The sequence below is a fragment of the Streptomyces sp. NPDC029041 genome, assembly GCF_040637515.1.
Lineage (GTDB): Bacteria > Actinomycetota > Actinomycetes > Streptomycetales > Streptomycetaceae > Streptomyces.
This window is the reverse complement of record NZ_JBEZWO010000003.1, coordinates 94,980-117,254: the sequence shown is the minus strand read 5'-3', so window position 1 is coordinate 117,254 and position 22,275 is coordinate 94,980. Positions and strand designations below refer to the sequence as shown.

17 protein-coding genes and 2 pseudogenes are annotated in these 22,275 nt (G+C 71.0%); 14 read left to right on the top strand and 5 right to left on the bottom strand.

Annotation, left to right across the window (positions count from 1 at the left end; all coding sequences use genetic code 11):
* Positions 1 to 15: 15 nt before the first annotated feature.
* Positions 16 to 1,197, bottom strand: a pseudogene (locus AB0F04_RS07780) (MFS transporter); the annotation flags it as partial.
* Between the two features lie 138 nt (positions 1,198 to 1,335).
* Here AB0F04_RS07780 and AB0F04_RS07775 point away from each other — a divergent pair.
* From AB0F04_RS07775 to AB0F04_RS07710, 14 genes are all read left to right on the top strand, one after another.
* Complete coding sequence (locus AB0F04_RS07775; protein WP_362038909.1) at positions 1,336 to 1,935, top strand: TIGR03086 family metal-binding protein; 600 nt, start codon at positions 1,336 to 1,338, stop codon at positions 1,933 to 1,935.
* Positions 1,936 to 2,084: 149 nt separating this feature from the next.
* Complete coding sequence (locus tag AB0F04_RS07770) at positions 2,085 to 2,744, top strand: GntR family transcriptional regulator (RefSeq protein WP_362038907.1); 660 nt, start codon at positions 2,085 to 2,087, stop codon at positions 2,742 to 2,744.
* On the top strand, positions 2,741 to 3,652 hold the full coding sequence (locus AB0F04_RS07765; protein ID WP_362038905.1) for a dihydrodipicolinate synthase family protein: 912 nt from the start codon (positions 2,741 to 2,743) through the stop codon (positions 3,650 to 3,652). Before AB0F04_RS07770 ends, AB0F04_RS07765 begins: the two co-directional genes overlap by 4 nt.
* Positions 3,649 to 5,379: an L-arabinonate dehydratase gene (araD, locus tag AB0F04_RS07760; RefSeq protein WP_362038903.1), complete on the top strand. Its 1,731-nt coding sequence runs from the start codon at positions 3,649 to 3,651 to the stop codon at positions 5,377 to 5,379. The genes AB0F04_RS07765 and araD overlap by 4 nt, the downstream gene beginning before the upstream one ends.
* 146 nt (positions 5,380 to 5,525) lie before the next feature.
* The gene (locus AB0F04_RS07755; protein ID WP_033310841.1) at positions 5,526 to 6,461 is read left to right on the top strand and encodes a sugar ABC transporter permease; all 936 of its coding nucleotides are present in this window, start codon (positions 5,526 to 5,528) and stop codon (positions 6,459 to 6,461) included.
* A complete protein-coding gene (locus AB0F04_RS07750) occupies positions 6,458 to 7,354 on the top strand; it encodes a carbohydrate ABC transporter permease (RefSeq protein ID WP_362038900.1) in 897 nt (298 codons plus the stop codon). The genes AB0F04_RS07755 and AB0F04_RS07750 overlap by 4 nt, the downstream gene beginning before the upstream one ends.
* The gene (locus AB0F04_RS07745; protein WP_362038898.1) at positions 7,351 to 7,524 is read left to right on the top strand and encodes a hypothetical protein; all 174 of its coding nucleotides are present in this window, start codon (positions 7,351 to 7,353) and stop codon (positions 7,522 to 7,524) included. Before AB0F04_RS07750 ends, AB0F04_RS07745 begins: the two co-directional genes overlap by 4 nt.
* Positions 7,525 to 7,532: 8 nt before the next feature.
* Complete coding sequence (locus AB0F04_RS07740; RefSeq protein ID WP_362039780.1) at positions 7,533 to 8,696, top strand: Gfo/Idh/MocA family oxidoreductase; 1,164 nt, start codon at positions 7,533 to 7,535, stop codon at positions 8,694 to 8,696.
* Complete coding sequence (locus AB0F04_RS07735; RefSeq protein ID WP_362038896.1) at positions 8,693 to 9,538, top strand: PmoA family protein; 846 nt, start codon at positions 8,693 to 8,695, stop codon at positions 9,536 to 9,538. Before AB0F04_RS07740 ends, AB0F04_RS07735 begins: the two co-directional genes overlap by 4 nt.
* Positions 9,535 to 11,043, top strand: coding sequence for a family 43 glycosylhydrolase (locus AB0F04_RS07730; RefSeq protein WP_362038894.1), 1,509 nt, complete (start codon positions 9,535 to 9,537; stop codon positions 11,041 to 11,043). Before AB0F04_RS07735 ends, AB0F04_RS07730 begins: the two co-directional genes overlap by 4 nt.
* A gap of 34 nt (positions 11,044 to 11,077) precedes the next feature.
* A complete protein-coding gene (locus AB0F04_RS07725) occupies positions 11,078 to 13,075 on the top strand; it encodes a pectinesterase family protein (protein ID WP_362038892.1) in 1,998 nt (665 codons plus the stop codon).
* Positions 13,076 to 13,124: 49 nt separating this feature from the next.
* A complete protein-coding gene (locus AB0F04_RS07720; protein ID WP_362038890.1) occupies positions 13,125 to 14,486 on the top strand; it encodes a sugar ABC transporter substrate-binding protein in 1,362 nt (453 codons plus the stop codon).
* A 119-nt stretch (positions 14,487 to 14,605) separates the two neighbouring features.
* The gene (locus AB0F04_RS07715) at positions 14,606 to 15,403 is read left to right on the top strand and encodes a rhamnogalacturonan acetylesterase (RefSeq protein WP_362038888.1); all 798 of its coding nucleotides are present in this window, start codon (positions 14,606 to 14,608) and stop codon (positions 15,401 to 15,403) included.
* A 30-nt stretch (positions 15,404 to 15,433) separates the two neighbouring features.
* A complete protein-coding gene (locus tag AB0F04_RS07710; protein ID WP_362038886.1) occupies positions 15,434 to 16,744 on the top strand; it encodes a pectate lyase in 1,311 nt (436 codons plus the stop codon).
* A 290-nt stretch (positions 16,745 to 17,034) separates the two neighbouring features.
* On the opposite strand, the gene AB0F04_RS07705 is transcribed toward AB0F04_RS07710, so the two are convergent.
* From AB0F04_RS07705 to AB0F04_RS07690, 4 genes and pseudogenes are all read right to left on the bottom strand, one after another.
* Positions 17,035 to 19,251 carry a family 43 glycosylhydrolase gene (locus AB0F04_RS07705; RefSeq protein ID WP_362038884.1) on the bottom strand — a complete coding sequence of 739 codons (2,217 nt, stop codon included), beginning with the start codon at positions 19,249 to 19,251 and terminating at the stop codon, positions 17,035 to 17,037.
* 430 nt (positions 19,252 to 19,681) lie between these two features.
* Positions 19,682 to 20,514: pseudogene (locus AB0F04_RS07700) on the bottom strand (pectate lyase).
* A gap of 98 nt (positions 20,515 to 20,612) precedes the next feature.
* Positions 20,613 to 21,458, bottom strand: coding sequence for a hypothetical protein (locus AB0F04_RS07695; RefSeq protein WP_362038882.1), 846 nt, complete (start codon positions 21,456 to 21,458; stop codon positions 20,613 to 20,615).
* Positions 21,455 to 22,054 (bottom strand): SigE family RNA polymerase sigma factor, encoded by a 600-nt coding sequence (locus tag AB0F04_RS07690; RefSeq protein ID WP_362038880.1) that lies wholly within the window; start codon positions 22,052 to 22,054, stop codon positions 21,455 to 21,457. Before AB0F04_RS07690 ends, AB0F04_RS07695 begins: the two co-directional genes overlap by 4 nt.
* Positions 22,055 to 22,275 lie beyond the last annotated feature (221 nt).

Below are 22,275 nucleotides of genomic sequence, written 5' to 3'. Positions count from 1 at the left end.
CCCGGCCCCGGCCGGGGGAGCGCACAACGCCGCCGCCGTCACCAGCAGGGCCGCGCCCAGGGCCACCAGCACCGGCCGGTGGCCCACCGGCTCGACCAGGGCCGCCCCGGCGGCCAGCCCGGCCACGTTCGGCGCGTACACCAGCGTGTGGGCGGTGGCCGTGACCCGGCCGAGCAGCACACCGGGCGTCTCGCGCTGCACGGACGTCAGCGCGGCGATCAGCACGGCGGGCAGTCCCGCGCCGATCGCCGCGCTGCACACCAGCGCCACCGGGTCGGACGGCACCGCCCGCAGCGCCACCGCGAGCGCCAGCAGGGCGATGCCGTACGCCCCGAAGCGCCGCGCCCCCAGCCGGCGCAGGGCGGCGCCGGACAGCAGCCCGGCCGCGACCGACCCGGCGCCCTGCACGGCGTACAGGACACCGGCGTACGCGGGGGAGTGCCCGAGGCCGTCGACGACGGCGTGGACCAGCGCGCCGTTCAGGCCGGCGCACAGCATGGTGGCGCCGCCCGCCAGGACCAGGGGGCGCAGCACCGGGTGCGCCCACAGGTGGCGGACACCCTCGGCCGTCCCCCGCCGGTGGCCGTCCCGGGGCGGTGCGGGCTTGTCCTCCCGCCCGCGCAGCGCCGCGTACAGGCCTGCGGCCAGCACGAACGTCGCCGCGTCCAGGAGGGCGACACCCGCGCCGCCGTACGCCGCGTACAGGCCCGCGCCCGCCAGCGGGGCCAGGAGTTTCATGCTTTCGGTGGCGGTCATGCGCAGGCCGTTGAAGTCGCCGAGCAGGGACCGGTCGACGGCGGTCGCGACCAGCGCCGACTCGGCCGCGTCGTGGACGACGCCCGCCGCCCCGTACACGAACAGCACCCCGTACAACAGCCAGAGGTCGCCCGGGGCATCGACGCCCACCAGGGTGAGCAAGAGGGCCCCGAGCAGCAGGTTCACGCCGATCAGCAGCGGCTTGCGGCGGCCCCGGTCGGCGAGAGTGCCCAGCAGCGGCCCGGCCAGGGTCGGCAGCCACAGGGCGAGCATGCACAGCGCCGCCAGGCCGTCGGAGCCGGTGAGGTCCTTGACCCACACGCCCGAGGCCAGCCACAGGGCGGAGGTGCCGAAGCCGGAGACCACCACGCCGGACAGGCAGAGGCCCGCGTCGCGGTCGCGCAGGACGCGCACGAGCGGCCAGGTCGTCTTGGTCGTCATGCCTGGTCATCGTGGGGCTAAGGACCGGTGGAGCGGATCGGGCAGGTTCCCTAGAAGTGGCCCCCTGGGGCGGGCCGGCGATGAGTTCCGCGGCCGGCGTCGGTCTACCTCCCAGGACCACACTGCTGAGGAGCCCGCATGACCGACACGACCGGTACGACCCTCGACCTTGGACCCCAGGCGGAGGAGCTGGCGCGGCTGGTCGCCGGCGTCACCGACGGGCAGTTGTCCGGCCCGACCCCCTGCCCCGAGTACGAGGTGCGCCACCTGCTCGGCCACCTCGCCGGGCTGGCCGTCGCCTTCCGTGACGCCGGCCGCAAGGACCTGGGCGTCACCACCGACACCAGCCCTCAGTCCGCGCTCCCGGACCTCGCGCCCGGCTGGCGCGAGGAGCTGCCCGAGGTCCTCGCCGAACTGGCCGAGGCCTGGCGCGACCCGGCAGCCCGGACCGGCATGACCCGGGCCGGGGGCGTCGACCTGCCCGGCGAGATCGCGGGCCTGGTCGCCACCGACGAACTGGTCGTCCACGGCTGGGACCTGGCCCGCGCCACCGGTCAGCGCTACGAGCCCGACCCGGCCGCGCTGCGGGTCTGCCACGACTTCCTCGCGGCATCCGTCGACGACCCCGCCCGCGGCGCCATCTTCGGGCCCGTCGTCCGCGTCGGGCCGGAGGCATCCCTGCTGGCCCGGGCCGTGGGGCTCAGCGGGCGGGACCCGGAGTGGGCACCCCAGTCGTAGAAAGCGATTGCTGTTTCTTTGCCGAAAGCATTGACGAAGCCCATGCGCCCTCCTACCGTCATCGCGTCGTACTTCATACGTCATATATGAGACGCGATACGCGAGATCCGATACGCGATCCACCGAGACGCGAGATCCGAGAGGCGCGCATGACCTCTGTGCCCACGCCGATCCCCTCCCGCACGCAGTACGTGCTGGAGGGGATCAAACACCGCATCCTCACCGGGCAGCTGACGCCCGGGCAGGCGCTGGTCGAGACCGAGCTCGCCGCGCAGTTCGGCGTGTCGAAGACCCCGGTGCGCGAAGCGCTCAAGACCCTCGCCGGCACCGGGCTGGTCGTGATGAGCCAGTACAAGGGCGTCACCGTGCGCCTGGTGGACGCGGAAATGGCGCGCGAGGTCTACGACGTACGGCTGCTGCTGGAGCCCGAGGCGCTGCGCCGGGCCGTGCGGCGCGGAGCCTCCCTGGACGTCGCCCGCGAGGCGCTGACCCGGGCCGACGCCGCCACCGACACCGCCGAACGCTCCCTCGCGAACCGGGAGTTCCACCGGGCCCTGTACCTGCCGTGCGGCAACCCGCTGCTCGGGCGGATGCTCGACGAGGTCCGCGACCAGGCCGCCCTGGTCTCCGCGGTCGCCTGGGCCGCCTCGCCCTCCTGGGAGCGGGAGGCAGGCGAGCACCGGGAGATCCTGCGGCTCGCCCTCGACGGCGACGCCGACGGCGCGGCGCGGGCCCTGCACGCCCACATCGCGAGCTTCGTGCAGCGCGCTTTCCCCGAGGCAGGTCTGGAACAGGAAGGTCAGCGATGAGCGGCGTGGCGTTCGAGACCCAGCGGGCGGCCCTGGCCGACGTGGTGGCGATCCCGGTGACCCCGTTCGCCGAGGACGGCTCCGTCGCGCAGGACACCCACCGGGCCCTGCTGCGCCGGCTGCTCGACGGCGGCATCACGACCCTCACCCCGAACGGCAACACCGGCGAGTTCTACGCCCTGACCCCCGAAGAGCGGCGGCTCGTCACGGAGCTGACGATCGACGAGGCCGGTGAGCGGGCCGTCGTGCTGGTCGGAGTGGGACACGACGTCCCGACGGCCGTCGCCTCCGCCCGGCACGCCCGGGAACTCGGCGCGCAGATGGTGATGGTCCACCAGCCCGTGCACCCCTACGTCTCGCAGACCGGCTGGGTCGACTACCACCGCGCCGTCGCCGAGGCCGTGCCCGAGCTGGGCGTCGTCCCGTACATCCGCAACGCGCAGCTCACCGGCGCCCGGCTCGCCGAACTCGCCGACACCTGCCCGAACGTCATCGGCGTCAAGTACGCCGTCCCCGACGCGGCCAGGTTCGCCGCGTTCGCGCGGGACGCGGGTCTGGAGCGGTTCGTGTGGGTGGCCGGGCTCGCCGAGCCCTACGCCCCCTCCTACTTCTCCGCCGGAGCCACCGGCTTCACCTCCGGGCTGGTGAACGTCGCCCCGGCCGTCTCCCTGAACATGATCGAGGCGCTGCGCTCCGGCGACTACCGGGCCGCCATGAAGGTGTGGGAGCAGATCCGCCGCTTCGAGGAACTGCGCGCCGCGAACGGCTCCGCCGACAACGTCACCGTCGTCAAGGAGGCACTCGCCTCCCTCGGGCTGTGCCGCCGCGAGGTCCGCCCGCCGAGCCGGGCGCTGCCCGAGAGCGAGCGCGCCGGCGTCGCCGCGATCGCCGCGGGGTGGTCGATATGACCGGCAGACTGCGTCCCGAGGAGCTCCGGAGCCACCAGTGGTACGGCGCCGAGGGGCAGTTGCGCACCTGGTCGCACAACGCCCGGATGCGCCAGCTCGGTTACGAGGCGGAGGAGTACCGGGGCCGCCCGGTGATCGCCGTCCTGAACACCTGGTCCGACATCAACCCCTGCCACGTCCACCTGCGCGAGCGCGCCGAGGCGGTCAAGCGGGGGGTGTGGCAGGCCGGTGGTTTCCCGCTGGAGTTCCCGGTCGCCACGCTCTCCGAGACCTACCAGAAGCCGACCCCGATGCTCTACCGCAACCTGCTCGCGATGGAGACGGAGGAGTTACTGCGGTCCTACCCGGTCGACGCGGCGGTGCTGCTCGGCGGCTGCGACAAGTCGACGCCCGCGCTGCTCATGGGCGCGGCCTCCGCAGACGTGCCGTCCCTCTTCGTGCCCGCGGGGCCGATGCTGCCCGGCCACTGGCGCGGGGAGACCCTCGGGTCCGGCACCGACATGTGGAAGTACTGGGACGAGCACCGCGCCGGCAACCTCACCGACTGTGAACTGCGGGAGCTGCAGGGCGGATTGGCAAGGTCACCCGGTCACTGCATGACCATGGGGACCGCGTCGACCATGACCGCGGCGGCGGAAGTCCTCGGTATGACGCTGCCGGGCGCCTCCTCGATCCCGGCCGTCGACTCCGGGCACGAGCGGATGGCCGCCGCCTCGGGACGCCGCGCCGTGGAGCTCGCCTGGACCGCGCTCAAGCCGTCCCGGATCCTCACCCGCGAGGCCTTCGAGGACGCCGTCACCACGGTGCTCGGGCTCGGCGGCTCCACCAACGCCGTCATCCACCTGATCGCGATGGCGGGGCGCTGCGGGGTCGAACTCACCCTCGACGACTTCGACCGCATCGCCCGCACCGTGCCGGTGCTCGCCAACGTCCGGCCCGGCGGACGGACGTACCTCATGGAGGACTTCCACTTCGCCGGCGGTCTGCCCGCCTTCCTCTCCCGGATCACCGACCTGCTGCACCTGGACCGGCCCACCGTCAACGGAACGCTGGGCGAACAGATCGAGGGCGCCGTCGTCCACGACGACGACGTCATCCGCACCCGCGAGAACCCGGTGGCCGCCGAGGGCGGAGTGGCCGTGCTGCGCGGCAACCTCTGCCCGGACGGCGCGGTCATCAAGCACATCGCCGCCGAGCCGCACCTGCTCCAGCACACGGGTCCCGCGGTCGTCTTCGACGACTACAGGACCATGCAGCGCACGATCAACGACCCCGGGCTGGACATCACCGCCGACAGCGTGCTGGTCCTGCGCAATTCGGGGCCCAAGGGCGGCCCGGGCATGCCCGAGTACGGCATGCTGCCGATCCCCGACCGCCTGCTGAAGCAGGGCGTACGGGACATGGTCCGGATCTCCGACGCCCGGATGAGCGGCACGAGCTACGGCGCGTGCGCCCTGCACATCGCGCCCGAGTCGTACGTCGGCGGGCCGCTGGCCCTGGTCCGCACCGGCGACCCGATCACCCTGGACGTCGAGGCCAGGACCCTCCACCTCAACGTGCAGGAAGAGGAGTTGGAGGCTCGTCGTAAGGAATGGGCACCCCCGCCCACTCGATACGAGCGAGGCTACGGCGCCCTCTACAACGACCAGATCACTCAGGCAGACACAGGCTGCGACTTCGAGTTCCTGGCACGCCCGGGCAAGGCCCCGGATCCCTACGCAGGCTGACTGCACCCACCCGAGGGGCGCGGGGAACTCCGCGCCCGGCCGCAGCGGACCGCACCCGCCACGCCACCTCCACTGGCACCCGCGCACAGCGAGAAAGCGCTTTCCGCACTACGAAAGCAAGCCGTACCGAGATCGGAGACCCTGTCATGGCCCAAGCCGCAGCCGTGGCGAAACCGCCCGCGCCACCCCGGCGGCGCCGGGCCTCCGCCACGCCGCGCAGGCTCCCGTACCTGCTGATCGCGCCGGCCGCCCTGCTCATGCTGGGGTTCATCGCCTACCCGGTCATCAGCGTCTTCTACTACAGCCTGCAGAACTACAACCCCACCAAGCCGTGGCGGAACGGCTACGCGGGCTTCGACAACTTCGTCCACGCCTTCACCAAGGACCCGGTGTTCTGGGACACCCTGGTCTTCAGCGCCAAGTGGGTCGTCGTCGAGGTCGGCCTCCAGCTGCTGTTCGGTCTCGCACTGGCCCTGATCGTCAACCAGACCTTCGTGGGCCGGGGCCTGGGACGTGCCCTGGTCTTCTCCCCATGGGCCGTCTCCGGCGTGCTGACCTCCGCGATCTGGGTGCTGCTCTACAACTCCCAGACGGGCATCACCCGTTACCTCGCCGACATGGGCATCGGCTCCTACGGCACGAGCTGGCTGTCCGACACCTCGACGGTGTTCCCGGCGGCGGTCGTGGCCGACCTGTGGCGCGGCGTGCCGTTCTTCGCGATCCTCATCCTCGCCGACCTCCAGTCCGTCTCCAAGGACCTGTACGAGGCCGCCGAGGTCGACGGCGCGAGCCGCATCAAGCAGTTCTGGCACATCACGCTGCCGCACCTGAAGGACGCCATCATCCTGTCCACGCTGCTGCGCGCGGTCTGGGAGTTCAACAACGTCGACCTGCTGTACACCCTGACCGGCGGCGGCCCCGCGGGCGAGACGACCACGCTGCCGCTGTACATCGCCAACACATCCGTCGACGCCCACAACTTCGGCTACGCGTCGGCCCTGACCACGGTGGCGTTCGTGATCCTGCTCTTCTGCTCGATGGTCTACCTGCGCCTGAGCAAGTTCGGAGGCGAGAGCAAATGAGCGTGAAGGAAGCCACCAAGACGGTGCCCGCCGCCGCGCCCGCCACCCCCGAACCCCCGCGCCCCGCCACGGGCAGACGCGCCTGGGACGAGGCACCCCGCTGGCAGATCTACCTGCCCCTGGGCATCTACCTGATCTTCACCCTCATCCCCTTCTACTGGATCCTGCTCTTCTCACTGCGCCCGGCCGGCTCGACCTCGCTCGTGCCCTGGCCGGTCACCTTCGACCACTTCGAGAAGGTCTGGACGGACCGCAGCTTCGGCACCTACTTCACCAACAGCGTGCTCGTCGGCGTCGCGACCCTGCTCATGACGACGCTCGTCGCGCTGGCCGGCGGCTACGCCCTCGCCCGGTTCGACTTCAAGGTCAAGCGGGCGTTCATGCTGGCCCTGCTGTGCTCCCAGTTCGTGCCGGGCGCGCTGCTGCTGGTGCCGCTGTTCGAGATCTTCGCCGAACTGCAGATGATCAACTCGCTGGGCAGCGTCATCCTCGCCGAGACGGTCTTCCAGCTGCCGCTGTCGATGATCCTGATCAGCAACTTCATCAAGAACGTGCCGTACTCCCTGGAGGAGGCGGCCTGGGTCGACGGCTGCAACCGTATGACGGCCTTTCGTATCGTGGTGCTGCCGTTGCTGCGGCCCGGTCTGATCGCCGTCGGCTCCTTCGCCTTCGTCCACTCCTGGAACCACTTCCTGTTCGCCCTGATGTTCCTGAACAACCAGGACAAGCAGACGATCCCCGTCGGCCTCAACTCCCTGATGAGCGCCGACAGCGTCGACCTGGGCGCGCTCGCCGCGGGCGGCATCATCGCCGCCGTGCCGGTGGTGATCGTGTTCGCCTTCATCCAGAAGTGGCTGATCACCGGGTTCAGCGCGGGGGCGGTGAAGGGATGAGGGGCAGACAGCCGGCCGCCGCGGCCGGGCTGCTCGGGGTCCTCTGCGTGCCCGCGCACGCCGAGACCCGGGACATCGGCCGCGACACCCTCCCGGCGAACGACGGCGACAGCGCCGCCGCAGCCGACCGGGCGGTGGCCCGCGGCGCGGGTGCGGGGAGGATCCGGTGACCGGACGCATGATCGACGCCATGAACACACCACTGCCCGTCGTCCTCGCCGGTGCCAGGGGCCACGGCCGCTGGCACGTCGAGAACATCCGCCGGCTCCAGAAGCAGGGCCTCGTGCGGCTCGTCGGCGTCTGCGAGCTGACGCCGCTCACCGAGGAGGAGCTCGGCGACCTCGGTACGCCCGAGCAGTCCGCCGACCTCGGCTCCCTGCTCGACTCCACCGGCGCGCGGATCGCCGTGATCTGCACCCCGATCCCGACCCACACCGACCTCGCCCTCGCGGCGGCCGAACGCGGCGTGCACCTGCTCCTGGAGAAGCCGCCCGCCCCCTCCTACGCCGAGTTCCGCCGGATGGCCGACGGGGTCGCCGCGGCCGGGGTCGTCTGCCAGATCGGCTTCCAGTCCCTGGGCTCGCACGCCCTGCCCGCCATCCGCGAGCTGCTGGCCGAGGGCGCGGTCGGAGAGCTGGTCGGCCTCGGCGGGGCCGGTTCATGGGTACGCGACGAGGACTACTTCCGCCGGGCGCCCTGGGCGGGCAAGCGGCGGCTGCACGGCGTCGACGTGATCGACGGGGCCCTGACCAACCCCCTCGCCCATGCCGTCGCCACCGCCCTCGCCCTGGGCGGCAGCACCCGCGCCGAGGACGTCACCGGCATCGAGACCGAACTGCTGCGCGCCAACGCCATCGAGTCCGACGACACCTCCTGCGTCCGGATCACCACCGCGCAGGGCCACCCGGTCACCGTCGCCGCGACCCTGTGCGCCGAGGAGGCGGACGAGCCGTACGTGCTCGTGCACGGCAGCAGCGGCCGGATCACCTTCTGGTACAAGCAGGACCGCGTGCTGCTCCAGCGCGCGGGACACGGCCCGCAGGAGTCCGAGCACGGCCGCACCGACCTGCTGGAGAACCTCGTCGACCACCTCACCACGGGCGCCGGACTGCTCGTCCCGCCGGACGAGACCGGCGCCTTCATGAAGGTCGTCGAGGCCATCCGCACCGCGCCCGACCCGGCGCCCCTGCCCGCCACCGCCTGGCACCGCATCCCCGGGGAGAACCGCCGGGTGGTGCCCGGCATCGACGGACTCGTCGCGGCCGCCGCCGACACCCTCTCCCTCTACTCCGAGCTCGGCGCCCCCTGGACGCCCCTGCCGAACGAGGTGAGCAACCGATGACCGGCGACGGCACGGCGGTCCTGCGGGTGGTGGGCCGGCCGGTGGGCCGGTACGTCACCCGGCCCGAACTGCCGGCCCGGCTCTCCCCGCGCCCCTACCTGCACCCCGTCACCACCCTGTCCGGCACGGCCGTGACCGAACTGGCCCCGGCCGACCACGCACACCACCTCGGCGTCGGTGTCGCCGTTCCCGACGTCGAGGGGTTCAACTTCTGGGGCGGACGCACCTACGTCCGCGACCAGGGCCCGACCGAGCTCGACAACCACGGCGCGCAGCGGCACGTAGCCTTCCAGCTGCGCGACCCGGACGGCTTCGTCGAGGAGCTGCGCTGGGTGGCCGCGGGCGGCGAACTGCTGCGCGAACGCCGTACCGTCGCGGCCACCGAACTCACCGACCGGGCCTGGGCACTGGACCTCACGTTCTCGCTCACCAACGTCACCGGCGGCCCGCTGTCGATCGGCAGCCCCGCGACCAACGGACGCCCGGGCGCGGCCTACGGCGGCTTCTTCTGGCGGGCCCGCAAGGAGTCCTCCGCGCCGGAGGTCTTCACGGCCGGAGCCGACGGGGAGGAGAAGGCCCACGGCCGGCCCGCCGACTGGCTCGCCCTGCGCGGCGGCACCTGGACGCTGGTCTTCGCCGGCGCCACCGAACAGACCCGGCGCGACCCGTGGTTCGTGCGCACCGAGGAGTACCCGGGCGTCGGGTCCTCCCTGGCCCACGACGAGCGGGTACCGGTCCCGGCGGGCGAGACCGTGGTGCGGAGGGTGGTCACCGTCGTCGCCGACGGCCGCCTCGACCGGGACGCAGCGGCTTTGCTGGTCCGCAAGGCGGTGAGCCCGTGACCTCCGCGACCTACCGCAATCCGATCCTGAACGCCGACTGGTCCGACCCGGACGTCGTCAGGGTCGGCGACGACTTCTACCTGACCGCCTCCAGCTTCGGCCGCGCCCCCGGCCTGCCGCTGCTGCACTCCCGGGACCTCGTCAACTGGACCCTGGTCGGTCACGCGCTCGACCGCCTGGAACCGGCCGGGGAGTTCGCCGTGCCCCGGCACGACTGCGGCGTGTGGGCCCCGTCCCTGCGGTATCACGACGAACGCTTCTGGATCTTCTGGGGCGACCCCGACCAGGGCGTCTTCCAGACCAACGCCCCGCAGATCAGGGGCCCCTGGACCCGGCCGCACCTGCTGAAGGCGGGCAAGGGCCTCATCGACCCCTGTCCCCTGTGGGACGACGAGACCGGCGAGGCCTATCTGGCCCACGCCTGGGCCAAGTCCCGCTCGGGCGTCAAGAACCGCCTCACCGGCCACCGCATGCGCCCCGACGGCACCGGCCTCCTCGACGAGGGCAAGGTGATCGTCGACGGCGACCGCATACCCGGCTGGTTCACCCTCGAAGGACCCAAGCTGTACCGCCACGACGGCTGGTTCTGGATCCTCGCCCCCGCCGGCGGCGTCGAGACCGGCTGGCAGGGCGCCTTCCGCTCCCGCGGCTTCTTCGGGCCGTACGAGGAGCGCATCGTCCTGGAGCAGAAGGACACCGACGTCAACGGCCCCCACCAGGGCGGCTGGGTGCGCACTCCGTCCGGCGAGGACTGGTTTTTGCACTTCCAGCAGCGCGGCGCCCACGGCAGGGTCGTGCACCTCCAGCCGATGCGCTGGAGTCCGGACGGCTGGCCGGTGCTCGGAGAGGAAGGCGCGCCCGTCGCCGGACACCGCCGCCCCGCCCTGCCGCCCCAGCCGCCCGCCGCGCCCGCCACCGACGACGACTTCCCCGGCGGGCGGTACGGCCGCCAGTGGCAGTGGACGGCCAACCCCGCTGACGGCTGGGCCACCCAGCACTCCGGGGACGGGCTGCGGCTGACCTGCGTCCGCTCGGCGAACGCCCACGACCTGCGGAAGCTGCCCCATGTGCTGACCCAGCGGCTGCCCGGCACCCCCTGCACCGTCGAGGTGGAACTGCGCCTCGACAGCGACGAGCCCGGGGCCCGGGCCGGACTCGCCGTCCTCGGGGACGCGTTCGGGTGGATCGGACTCCAGCGCGGCACGGACGGCACCGTTCACCTCGTGCACCGGTTCGCCGAGGCCGTCGCGGACGCCGAACGCGACGCCGCCCACGCCCGGCTCGCCCCCGAGGGCCGGGCCCGGCTGCGGATCGAGATCGACGCGGGGGCACGCTGCCGTTTCTCCGCCGACGCCGGCGACGGCTTCCGGCCATCGGGGCCGGTCTTCGCCGCCACCCCCTGGCGCTGGGTCGGCGCCCTGCTCGGCCTGTTCGCCCTCGCACCCGCCGGTCAGGGGCACGCCGGTGCGGCGGCCTTCACCCGGTTCCGGATCAGTACCCCGTAACGCACCTGAAGCCGTCAGCCTGTTGGGAGCCGCAATGACGCACCTCCGTAGCAAGCGCTTGTCGAGACCGGGGCGGCCCGGCACGGTCGTGACGGCCGTGCTCGGCCTCTTGGCCGCGCTGGGCCTCGGGTCGATCGGGGACGCCCGGGCTCAGGCGGCACCGCAGGCGCGGCCCGGTCCCGCCGCGGACCGCTGGACCGACCGGCCGCACGGCTTCGCCTCCCTCGCCGGAGGCACCACCGGCGGGGCGGGCGGCAAGGTCGTCACCGTCACCGACCAGGCCGCGCTGGCGAAGTACGCGGCGGCCGAGGAGCCGTACGTCATCCGCGTCAAGGGCACCCTGGAGATGGAGCCCTTCGGCACGGAGATACCCGTCGCCTCGGACAAGACCATCATCGGCGTGAGCGACACCGCCGAGATCGTGCACGGCGGCTTCACCCTCGACCCCGGCACGCACAACGTCGTCCTCCGCAATCTCACCATCCGCGACACCGCCGTCGAGGGCGACTGGGACTGCAAGGACACCGACTACGACGGGATCCGCCTGGACTCCGCCCACCACGTGTGGATCGACCACATACGGTTCTCGCGGATCTGCGACGGGCAGCTCGACATCCGCAAGGACAGCGAGTACGTCACCGTCTCCCACAACCGGTTCACGGACAACAACAAGACCTTCGGCATCGGCTGGACCCCGAACGTCAGGACGCAGATCACCGTCGACCACAACTGGTTCCGCGGCACCAAGCAGCGCAACCCCTCGGCCGACAACTGCGCCTACGCGCACCTCTACAACAACTACCTGTCCGCGCAGCTGTCCGACGGCGACCCGGTCTGGACGTACGGCAACTGGTCGCGCGGCCGGACGAGGATGGTCATCGAGAACAGCTTCTACGACGGCGTCCAGCACCCCTACCAGGCCGACGCGACGGCCGAGCTGGTCCAGCGCGGGTCGGTCCTGCGCAACACGACGGGCCGGCACGACACCTGGGGCACGGCGTTCGACCCGCGGGACTTCTACTCCTACCGGCTCGACCCGGCCGCCGCCGTCCCCGCGCTGGTGAAGCGGTTCTCCGGGCCGCAGAAGCGGATCGGCGGGCCGGTCACCCTGCACGTCCCGGGCGACCACCCGACCGTGCAGGCCGCCGTGGACGCCGTCCCCGACGGCAACGACCTCCCGGTGACCATCGCCGTAGCACCGGGCACCTACCGCGAGAAGGTGTTCATCCCCGCCAGCAAACCGCACATCGAGCTGCGCGGCACCGGGCGGGACCGCTCCGACACGGTCATCGTCTTCGACACACCCGCCGAGTACGGCGGGTCGACCGGCAGCGCCACCGTCCGCATCGCCGCGAACGACGTCACCGCACGCAACCTCACCTTCAGCAACGACTTCGACGAGGCCGCGCACGAGCTGAAGGGCGAGCAGGCCCTGGCGATGAAGACGACCGGTGACCGGATCGTCTTCGAGGACACCGCGTTCCTCGGCAACCAGGACACCCTGATGACCGACAGCCCCAAGCTGACCACCGTCAGCCGGGTCTACGTGCGCGACTCCTACATCGAGGGCGACGTCGACTTCGTCTACGGACGGGCCACGACCGTGATCGAGCGGTCCGTGATCCGGGCCCTGAGCCGCGGCTCGGACTCCAACAACGGCTACATCACGGCGGCCTCGACATGGAAGGGGAACCCGTACGGGTTCCTGATCACCAAATCGAGGATCGTCAGCGACGCCCCCGCCGGGACCTACCACCTGGGACGGCCCTGGCACCCCGGCGGTGAGCCGGACGCGGTCGCCCAGGTCCTGATCCGGGACACCTGGCTGCCCGCCGCGGTCAAGTCCGCGCCGTGGACCGACATGAGCGGGTTCTCGTGGAAGGACGCGCGGTTCACCGAGTACCGCACCCACGGCCCGGGTGCGTCCGTCACCCCGGACCGTCCGCAGATGAGCGACCGGGACGCGCGTTCCCACACCGTCACCGCCTACCTGGCGGGCACCGACGGCTGGGCGCCGCACGTCCGTCATTGACTCCCCACACCCTCGAGTTCCGCTGGATCCGGAAGAAGAGAGCCGACCAATGAAGATCAGCAATCGCACCAGCAGCAGAGGCGGGCGCCGGACCACGGCCGCCGTCGCCCTGGGGGCCGTACTCGCGCTGACCGCGACCGCCTGCGGCGACGACGGCAGCGGGGCGGGCGGTGACAAGGGCGCCGACGGGAGCGGCAAGGGCAAGATCGTCTTCTGGGACAACAACGGCGGTGTCCGCACCGAGATCTGGAAGGAGGTCATCGCCGACTTCGAGAAGGCCCACCCGGATATCGAGGTCGAGTACGTCGGGATCGCCGCGACGGAGTACCAGTCCAAGGTCGACACCGCCCTCCAGGGCGGCGGTCTGCCGGACGTCGGCGGTGTGGGCGCGGCGATGCTGGCGGGGTTCGCCGCGCAGGGCGCGCTGGAGCCGCTCGACGAGCGGCTCGGCAAGTCGTCGCTGAACGGCAAGCTCAACAAGGACATGGTCGAGTCGCTGAAGGCCGCCGGCGGCGGGGACGACAAGCTGTACTCGATCCCCACCTCCGCGAACAACGGTGTGCTGTACTACCGCACCGACCTGTTCAAGAAGGCGGGGCTCCAGGAGCCGACGACGTGGGACCGCTTCTACGAGGCCGCGAAGAAGCTGACGAACGCCGGCAAGAACGAGTTCGGCTACACCATTCGCGGCGGCGCGGGTTCCATCGCCCAGGCGCTGGACGCCATGTACGGGCAGTCCGGCATCACGTCGTTCTGGGACTCCAGTGGCGAGAAGACCACGGTCAACGACCCCGAGAACGTGGCGGCGCTGGAGAAGTACGCGGCGCTGTACAAGAAGGTCACCCCGGCCGCCGACCTCAACAACGACTTCACGAAGATGGTCGCGCAGTGGGACTCCGGCACGATCGGGATGCTGAACCACAACCTCGGGTCGTACCAGGACCATGTGAAGGCGCTCGGGGCCGACAAGTTCCGGGGCATTCCGCAGCCGATCGGTGCCGGCGGCAAGCGGGTGCAGGTGTCCAACCCGGTGGACGGGCTGGGGCTGTTCAAGAGCGGCAAGAACAAGGACGCGGCCTGGAAGTTCATCGAGTTCGCCATGTCCAAGGCGGAGAACTCGAAGTTCAACGAGGCGGCGGGGCAGGTGCCGTCGAACACGGACGCGGCGAAGGATGCGTGGGTCTCGAAGGCAGAGCCGACGAAACTGGCTGCTGACGCGTTGTCGGACGGGTCGACGACGATTGTGCAGCTGCCGTACTACCTGCCGGACTGGAACACGATTTCCAAGGCGGACAACGAGCCGAACTTCCAGAAGGTGCTGCTCGGGAAGATGAGTGCGAAGGAATTCCTGGACACGATGGCCGATCAGCTGAATGCGGCTCAGGAGGAGTGGAACCAGCAGAACGGGTAGTCCTGGATGTCGCCGTGGGGCGGTCTGTGGTGTGCAGGGTGCAGGCCGTCCCGTGGTTGTTCGCGCAGTTCCCCGCGCCCCCAGGTGACTTGCACACCCCTCTTTGAAAGGGACTCCGCGTGTCTCTCAGTCGTAGACAGGTTGCCGTTGCCGCGGCCACTGTGCCGTTGGTGTTCTCCATGGCGGGTACCGCTCGTGCCGGTTCGCGGCGTACGCCCACTCTTTTCATCGCCGGTGACTCCACCGCCGCCCAGAAGTACAAGGACGCCGCGCCCGAGACCGGGTGGGGCATGGCGATTCCGTTCTTTCTGCAGAGCTCCCGGCTCGCCGTGTCCCATCACGCCGTGAACGGGCGGAGTTCCAGGAGCTTCGTCGATGAAGGGCGGCTGAAGGGGATTCTCTCCGTGATCCGGCCGGGGGACCTGCTGCTCGTGCAGTTCGGTCACAACGACGCGAAGCGGGAGGACCCCACCCGGTACACCGAGCCCTGGACGACGTATCAGGAGTACCTGCGGATGTACCTCGACGGAGCCAGGGCCCGTGGGGCGCGGCCGGTGCTGGCGACCTCCGTGGAGCGGCGGCGGTTCGACGCCGCCGGAAAGGCTTCGCCGACGCACGGGGAGTACCCGGCGGCCATGCGGGCGCTCGCCGCCGGGGAGCGGGTCCCGCTGCTCGACGTCCAGGCGCTGTCGCTCGCCCTGTGGCAGCGGCTCGGGGCCGAGGAGACCAAGAAGTACTTCAACTGGACGGCGACCGAGCAGGACAACACGCACTTCAACCCGCCCGGAGCCATCGAGGTGGCCCGGCTCGTGGCGCGGGAGCTGCTCCGCACCCGGGTGCTCGGGCCGCGTGAGGTGCGGCGGCTGGACGAGCGGATCCCGGAGTCCTGGATCACCTGGCCCGAGTCCGCCGCGTAACCCCCCGACGAGGAAGGAAGAGAGCCGCACATGAACGTTCGTAAGTGTCATGGCCATGCCTTGGAGAGAGCGGTCCTGCTCATCGGCTGCACCGCGCTCGTGCTGTCCCTGAGCGGTCCCGGCGCGCAGGCCCAGCCCCGGGACCTGGCTCGTCAGGCCCTCGGGGCCGGCGACGGATGGGGCTCCCACGGCACCGGCACCACCGGCGGATCGAAGGCCGACGCGCGGCACGTCTACACGGTCACCACCTGGGAGCAGTTCCGGGCCGCCCTGAAGGACGGCGGGACCGCGCCCAGGATCATCAAGGTGAAGGGCGTCATCGACGCCGTCTCCCAGGGCTGCGACGCGTTCGCGGCCGAGGGGTACGACTTCCGGAAGTACCTCGCCGCCTACGACCCCGCCGTCTGGGGCCACGACAAGCCGGTCAGCGGGGAGCAGGAGGACCTGCGGGCCGCGTCCGCCGCCGCGCAGGACAGGACCATCAAGGCGAACGTGCCCGCCGACACCACCATCATCGGCGTGGGCAAGGGCTCCGGGATCCGCGGCGGCAGCCTGCAGATCAAGGGCGTCGACAACGTCATCGTCCGCAACCTCGCCTTCGAGGCCCCGATCGACTGCTTCCCGCAGTGGGACCCGGCCGACGACAACAAGACCGGCGCCTGGAACAGCGAGTACGACGGGATCGTGGTCCACGGCTCCACCCACGTGTGGGTCGACCACAACACCCTCACCGACGGCCGCTACCCCGACAGCTCACTGCCGTCCTACTTCGGCAAGACCTACCAGCAGCACGACGGGCTGCTCGACGTCGTGCGCGGCTCCAACCACGTGACGGTGTCCTGGAATTCCTTCAAGGACCACGACAAGACCATGCTGATCGGCAACAGCGACAGCGCCACCGCCGACGACACGGGCAAGCTCAAGGTCACGCTGCACCACAACCGTTTCGAGGGCATCGTCGAGCGGGCGCCCCGGGTGCGGTTCGGGCAGGTCGACTCGTACAACAACCACTTCGTCGTCACCAAGGGCCAGAAGTGGGGCTACGTCTACGGCATCGGCAAGGAGTCCCGGCTCGTCGCCGAGCACAACGCGTTCACGCTGGCGCAGGGCATCAGCCCGGCGAAGATCCTCAAGAAGTGGAACGAGGCGCCGGTCACCGCGGGTTCCAACATCGTCAACGGCAAGGCGACCGATCTGATCGCCGTGCACAACGCGGAGATCCCGGGGGAGACGCTCCAGTCGGGCGCCGGCTGGACGCCGTCGCTGCGCGCGCACGTCGACCCGGCGAAGGCCGTCCCGGGCCTCGTCGATGCCCGGGCGGGCGCCGGCCGCCTCTGCTGACCCGCCCCGCCCTCGACCTGCCCAGGGGCGCAACAGAGACGCCTGCAAGAGGAGCCGGTGAGTGATTCCGCGCCATTCGGCGGGTGATCGTGACAGCTCCGGCCCGCGGCTCCGCTACATATCTGGCACAAGACGTCGGAAAGGGGACCTCGGCTCGGTCCGAATCCCACACGCCGGGCTCGCCACTCCGGGGGCGGATACGGATGAAGACGTGACCGGAGCTCGGCCACGTCTTCACCGGCGCTGTGCAGGACGAGGTCGTCAGTCCGCTCGACGACGTCCCGTGGGACTCACCGCCGTACCGGCTCGACCCCCTCCAGGGTCGGTACCACGGGCTTGATGCCGCCGTCGGCCGCGAACTCCATGCGGTCGACGGTCGTCTCGCGGTGCATGCCGTCGCCGCCGGGCAGGCCGGGGCCGTTGAGGGCGAAGCGGTGGTAGACCATGTACCAGTCGTCGGTGCCGGGGGTGTTCACCACCGAGTGGTGACCGGTGCCGAGGATGCCGTACTCGGGCCGCTTCTGAAGGATCGTCCCGCGCTTGGTCCACGGGCCGAGCGGGGACGGTCCCGTCGCGTACGCCACGTGGTAGTTCTCGCTGCGGGTGTCGTCCTCCGACCACATGAAGTAGTACGTGCCCTTGCGCTTGATCACGAAGGAGCCCTCGCGGAAGTCGTCCGGGGTGATGTCCTTCACCTTCGAAGCGTCGAAGGAGACCATGTCGTCGTTCAGCGGCACGACGTACCCATGGCCGTTGCCCCAGTACAGGTAGGCCTGGCCGTCGTCGTCCGTGAAGACCGCCGGGTCGATCATCTGGCCCTTGAGCGAACCGCCCTTGGGGACCAGGGGCTTGCCGAGCGCGTCCTTGAAGGGGCCCGCGGGGGAGTCCGCCACCGCGACGCCGATCTGCTGCTCGGCGCAGAAGTAGAAGTAGTACTTGCCGTCGCGCTCGGCGATCGCGGGCGCCCAGGCGTTCTTGTCGGCCCACCTCACGTCGGGACCGAGGTCGAGGATGACGCCGTGGTCCTTCCAGTTCACCAGGTCCTTCGACGAGTACGCCTTGAACTTGGTGCCGCTCCAGCCCGGGAAGCCGTCCGTCGTCGGGTAGATCCAGTACCGGCCGTTCAGGTGGTGGACGTCGGGGTCGGCGTTCAGGCCGGGCAGCAGGGGGCTGCGGGTGGGCACCGCCTCGACCGTCCAGGTGCGCCTGGTGCCGTCGGCGGCCGTCACCGTGTACGTCTGCGGCGTGCGGAAGTCGCGCCGGGTGCCGGACCTCGGGCTGAGCCTCGCGCCCTCACCGACCCACAGCTTCGGGGCGAGGCCCCGCAGATCGGCGTCCGGCCGCATGGGCAGGACGACCTTCGAGGCGCTGTCCGTGACGATCGCGTAGCCCTTCTGGTGCTTGGCCGTCGCGTCCACGACCGAGGTGGGGGTGGACGGGTAGGCGGCCAGCAGACGGTCGTACTCCTGCTGGGTCACCGGGAGCACCGTGCCGTGCCGGGGGCTCGCCGGGAGCTGGTAGTCCGTCGAGGGGGTCCACTTGCCCGAGGCGAGGTCGGTGGTCTCGAAGGGCACGTAACCGCGGCCGCCGTACTCGTCGATGAACAGGTACCACTTCTTCTCGGTATTCGACTTGAACACCGTCGGACCCTCACCGCGGTCCATCGCGCCCTTGCCGATGCAGTCGGCCACGAAGTCGTACGTCGTCGAGGTCAGGGAGGCCGACTTCTCACCGGTGATGAACTTCGAGCAGGGGCTGGAGGAGCCGGGGTCCCGCTCGTCCTTGGTGTAGCGGTAGTACTCGTCCCCGTACTTCACGACGGTGGAGTCGATCACCGAGTAGCCCGGGTCGTTCCAGACCTTCGGCTCGCTGAAGGTGCGGAAGTCCTTCGTCGTCGCGTACAGCATCTTGTTGTACGTGTCGCCCTGGTGGCCGGGGTCGTCGTCGGCGTACAGCTTCGACGCCCAGAAGACGACGTACGCACCGAGCTCGTCGTCCCAGTAGGCCTCCGGGGCCCAGGTGTTGCCCGCGCTGTCCGGGGAGACCTTCACCAGGCGCTGGTCGGTCCAGTGGACGAGGTCCGTGGACTCCCAGACCATGATCGACTTGCTGCCGTGCCGCTGGACGTCGTCCCAGCTGCCGCTGGAGTTCTGGTACATCCGCAGGTCGGTGGCGATCAGATAGAACCTGTCGCCCTCGGGGGAGCGGATGACGAACGGGTCGCGCAGGCCCTTCTCGCCGGTCGTGGACGTCAGCACGGGCTTCCCGGCGTTCAGCTCACGCCAGTGCAGCGGGTCGTTGCCGCGGCTGAGGGCGTAGCGGATCTGTTCGCCGTCGGCGGTGCCCTCACCGGTGAAGTAGGCGAAGAGGTAGCCGGCGTACGGGCTGTGCTTCACAGGCGGGGCTCCGGGGTCTGCGGTGCTGGGCGGCGCCGCGAGGAGGGGCAGGAGAAGACCGGTCAGGGCCAGGACGGGGAGCAGGAGCGTGCGGGCGATGCGGGGGCGCATGACACTTCCTGTCGGAGTGTGGGGGGTTCTGTTGGATAACAGCCCTCGGAGTTTCACCGGAGGGACGCAGGGCGTCAACGGGTGTGCGTGAGGCAGGCGTTTCCGAAACTTTCGCCATGCCGGAGCCCCGGCGGGCGGACGGCTCCCTGCCCGCTACGGCGTTCCTGACGACCGGCTCCCCCGGCATCGGCTCGACGACGGGCCGGGCGCCCTCGCGTCGTCGCCGGTACAGTGACGCCCCCGTCGGTGCGAAGCGACGGGGGCGTCCTGCCGACCGGCCGAGGGGGGCTCGGCCGGTACCGTACGGCCGTCCGGAGGGGGGCTCCGGAGGGCCGAGGTGCCGGGACGTCCGGCTGGGGGGCCGGACACCCGGCGTCCCGGCCGGCCCAAGGGGGGACGAGGGCCGACCGGAGTCACTGGGGCGGAGGGGCTACCGGTAGCTGATGTCGGAGGCCTTGAACGTGCAGCTCCTGCCGTCCGGGCCGGGCGGTGTCAGCTCCTTGGGCTCCTTGCCGGTGTTGTTGCCCTCGAAGCGCACACACGTCTTGATCTTCTTCTTGCCGTCACCGTGGATGCGGCCTTCGACAGCGTCGCCGTGTCGCCGTAGTTGGCGTTCACCCCGGCGATGGAGTTCATCGGCGCGGTCACGTCGATGTCACTGAGCACGATCGTGCGCTTGTACTGCGTCTTGCAGTTGCCGCAGGAGCGGACCAGCTTGCCGGCGTGTCGCACCTGGAAGCCCGACACGTTCAGCGTGCCGGCGCCGTTGAACTGCAGCACCTTGTCGTCTGCGTTCTTCGCGCCGCCGCCGATCACCCTGTACACCGCGGAGGAGGACTTGCCCTTGAAGCTGGCCGCGTCCTCGCCGACGTCCGTCCACCACACGTTCTGCAGGGTGCAACTGCCCTTGCAGTGCACACCGTCCGCCGCCGGGGTGCCGATGACGACGTTCTTGAGGACGGCCCCGTCGGCCAGCTCGAAGAGCGGGTCCTGGTCCTCGTCCTGGTCGTCCCGGCCGAGTGCGCCGGTGCCGTAGAACATCTTCATCCCGCCGTCGCGCACGCCGGAGACCGGGATGGTCTCGGGCACGGGGGTCTTTCCCTTGTCCGAGGGCCAGGAGGACGCCGCGCCCGCCGTCGACAGCATCGACGTGGTGATGATCGCCGCGCCCGTGATGCCGAAGGCCGACACCGCGGCGATCACCGTCCGCCGCTGGGTGACGCGGCGGCGGTGGCGGACGCGCTGTTCTCCTGGTGCACTCATGTACCGATTCCTCAGGTGGGGGGTGGCCTTGCGCCTGGTGGTCGCCACCGGTGAGGAAAGGGTTGCCGCCTCTTCGGTGAAATTTTCACCAGGCGCCGTCACCGCCCGTCCTCGGCGGTGAAACCACCGCCCACCGACAGCTGCCGCGAACCGGCCGTGGCCGTCACCGCGTAGCGGTCCGCGCCCGCGTCGCGGCCGCCGCGGGCGTGGCCGAACTGACCGGCGAACACCCACTCGCCCACCGGGACCGTGCGGCCCTCCTTGAGGGTCCAGGTGTAGACGAGGAAGCCGTCCCGCTCGGCGACCGCGAGGGTGAAGTCGCCCTCGGGCAGGGAGCGCCAGGCACCCGCATCGGAGACCCCGCCGGTCTGGGCGACCTCCAACCGCACGGTCAGCGCGGTCAGTTGCTCGCGGGTCCTGAGCGTGATGTCGCTCTGCGCCCAGAAGTCGTTGCTGTGCGGGTCGACCGAGCCGTCCGACCACAACGGGCCGTCCTCGGCTGCGGTGCGCGGCCGCTCGCCGGCCGGAGCGCTCGGTGTTCCCGACGGCGGGGGCCCGGACTCACGGCGCTCGGACGGCCGGCTCGGTGCCGGTTTCACCGGCGCCGGGGGTTCGGGGGCCCGGCTCGTCGCCTCCGGGGACGGCGTGTGCTCCGGGGTCGCGGACGTCGCCACGTCTCGCTGGCGCGGGGCGGTCTCCTCCTGCACCGCGGACGCCACCGCATAACCGCCCACCGCCAGGACACCGGCGACCGCGGCGGTCGCCCCCGCCACCCGCATCCAGCCGACGACCGGCGGACGCGTCGCCCGATGGCCCGAACCGGCCGGACCGGCCATACCGCGCTCGATCCGGGCCAGCATGCGCTCCCGGTCGGGCTCGTGCGCCCCGGCCGCCTCGTGCAACCGGGCGCGCACCTCCTCGTGCACGTCCCGCCGCATGCTCATCGGTCCCTCCCTCCGCTCTCGCCGGTGCGCACGCCCTCCACGGCCGGCGAGCAGCGGGGGGCGCCCAGCGTCGCGTGCATCCGCTGCGGTACGCCCTGTGCCCCCAGCAGCCGCTGGAGTTCGGCCATGCCCTTCGAGGTCTGGCTCTTCACCGTACCCACCGAGACACCGAGCGCCTGCGCGGTGTCCTTCTCCGACAGGTCGAACGCGTGTCGCAGCACCACGCAGGCCCGCTTGCGGAACGGCAGCCTGCGCAACGCCTCCTGCACATCGACCACGCCCGCGACGTCCGGGTTCTCGGTGTTCTCCTCGCGCTGCGACCAGAACAGGGCGATGCGCCGCCGCTCGCGCACCGCGCTGCGGATGCGGGTACGGGCCAGGTTGGCGACCACACCGCGCGCGTACGCCACCGGATGGTCGGCCGCGCGCACCCGGTCCCAGCGGTGCCACATCGCCAGCAACGCGTCCGCCGCCAGGTCGTCCGCGGTGTCCGACTCGCCGGTCAGCAGGTGGGCGAGGCGGGACAGTTCGGCGTAGTGACGCTCGAAGAAGGCGTGGAACTCCACGGAGGCGGCGTCGTCGACGACCGTGCCCACGGGCGACCTCTCCTCCCAGCGGCTACGGGCGCTCCCGGACGGGGCGCCCTGTGGGTCCCATGTAGATGACATGTGATCATCCGGGGAAGGCCCCGGACGAGACCGGGAAGCGTAGCAGCGATCGTCGAACAGTTCGTACGGGGCTTCGAACGGCGTATGGCGGGCCGGACTCTGATTCCGTAACACGGCGAAAACCTGAACGGGGTTCGACCCGGGCACAA